The following is a 2,178-nucleotide window of genomic DNA, read 5'->3' on the forward strand; positions in this document are numbered from 1 at the left end:
CGGGAGAACATGTCTTCAGATGCAGGACATGAGATTATGGTCAGCCGGAGCATTCAGGCGGAAGGAACCTTCGGAGATCTTAAAGAAAACTACAGATACAGCCGATTGAGACGCCGGGGACTGGAAAACGTAAAATTTGAGGTGCTTATTGTGGCCATGGGACACAATATCAGAAAATTAAACAACAGAAATCGGATGAGTTGCCCAGAACTCGAACGTTATGGAAAATTAAAGGAGCAGAAAAGCGAAATCTGAAAAAGATTATAAACAGTCTTTTTGAGTTTTGCCTCTTTTCAGTGCGTTCAAAAATTGACTTGAGCGGAAAAACACATCATAAAACAGGATTGAATCAGATAAAAAGCATAGAAAAAGGGGCTGTAAATCTCGCTGATGAAAAATCAGTCGAAATTTAACAGCCCCTTTTTTCGGAAGGTGGATCAGACGAAATGACCAAAAGAGATGGATCAAATATCTTTCATGATTCTCTTTTCGAATAAGCCGGACAATACGAAGAAAATTCGATTCTTTTTAGGTCAGCTTGATCTTTCAACTGAAATTCACTTTCGAAAAGAAAGGGTATTCAATAATTTTTTTGGTCATCCCAAATTCATACGTAAACCAATTTGTATACTTAAAATGAACAGGATATGTAATTTGAACCATACTTTATAAGCAAAACTGAAAATATATGATTGGACAAATTCTATTTCTGTTGTTTTCAGGATACTCAGCTGCCGGACTGGCGGATAAAAATTATAAGCATAAATCAAAATCAATATATCAGCATGATTGAATGAGAGGTCCATCAAGTATGGATTGAACAGTCATCATTCAAAATAAACACAGCGTACTGATAAGATAGCTCAGATCTGTGAAAAGTGATCATTAGCGGGCTCCATTAGAAAGTGATCATCTGTCATCAATAAACCAATACAGATCAATCAGCGCTGAATGCATAAACAATAACAGAAAGGGCAGGATTTTATGAACTATGAAATTGGAAAAAAACTAAAAGATTCAACGACTTTAAAAATCGGAGGACCAGCTGCTCGATACTATCGCCCAGGCAGTGAAGAAGAAATTCGATCCATCCTGCTTGATGCCAAAGAGTGTAATGCACCAATTTGTATGTTAGGAAAGGGAAGTAATGTCCTTTTTGAAGATGAAGGTTACGATGGTTGGATTATTGAGACCATTACGAACTTTACAGGAATCAAGCAGCTTGATCCTAACAGAGTTGAAGTGTTGGCTGGGACTACAAATGAGCAACTCGCAAACTGGTTGGCTGAACGTGGGCTTGGAGGATTTGAATTCGCTTCAGGGATACCAGGAACAGTTGGCGGAGCGGTGATAATGAATGCGGGAGCCTACGGTGGAGAAATCAAGGATATTATCGAATCCTGTGAATGGATGGATGAAGATGGAAATGTTCATAATACCCCGGCAGAAGAACTTGATCTTTCCTATCGTCACTCCATGTTCAGCGATCGGTTCGGCATTGTTTTAAAGGCGGTCTTTCAATTTGAAGATCGGGATAAAGAAGATATTTATCATGCAATGGACGAGCTTCATGAAAGACGGTGGACCAGACAGCCTATGGAGATGCCTTCGGCAGGAAGTACTTTCAAACGGCCTGAAAACGGGTTTGCGAGTGCTTTAATCCGTGAATGCGGCTTGCAGGGAACCAGTGTTAATGATGCTCAGGTTTCCGAAAAACATACTGGGTTTTTGATCAATAGAGGACAGGCAAGCTGCAAGGACTTTCTCGAGCTGGTGAGAATCGTTCAGGATGAAGTTTACAGGAAAAAAGGAATTCATCTTGAAATGGAAGTTCATGTGATTCCCAAAGAAGGAAAGTAAGGATTTTATGACTTCAGACTTCTGAAAATCAATAGAATTAATTTACCTGTAATTCCCAAACTTTTTTCTACCTAGAAATTCTATCTAATTTCTAACTGCTTCAATTACGCTTTATGTACAGATATTTCGAGTTAGTATCACCTTATAATCCTGAAAAGATTTATTCTATAGGTAGAAATAATTCTACCGATGTGAATCGTTATGTATCTCTGCTATGACAGAAAAAATGGGGTTGAATATGGGAAAGTCTGCTGTTCACACTGGGTGGACGGTAAAGACCGAAAGACTTACATCAATCTTGGTCGTGTAATCGACAAA

At 38.9% G+C, this 2,178-nt stretch carries 2 protein-coding genes; both read left to right on the plus strand.

Features of this window, described 5'->3' with window-relative positions; all coding sequences use genetic code 11:
• Nucleotides 1-255, plus strand: a 255-nt coding sequence (locus BO222_RS08180; protein WP_075817320.1) for a transposase, incomplete at its 5' end; no start/stop codon positions are given.
• Between the two features lie 729 nt (nt 256-984).
• The gene (murB, locus tag BO222_RS08185) at nt 985-1,860 is read left to right on the plus strand and encodes a UDP-N-acetylmuramate dehydrogenase (RefSeq protein WP_075820041.1); all 876 of its coding nucleotides are present in this window, start codon (nt 985-987) and stop codon (nt 1,858-1,860) included.
• The last annotated feature ends 318 nt before the right edge of the window (nt 1,861-2,178 follow it).

The sequence above is a fragment of the Ileibacterium valens genome, assembly GCF_001945525.1.
Lineage (GTDB): Bacteria > Bacillota_I > Bacilli_A > Erysipelotrichales > Erysipelotrichaceae > Ileibacterium > Ileibacterium valens.

What these genes read in the sequence shown, in the direction of transcription:
- murB (WP_075820041.1), top strand. Translation starts at nt 985, where the DNA reads ATGAACTATGAAATTGGAAAAAAACTAAAAGATTCAACGACTTTAAAA.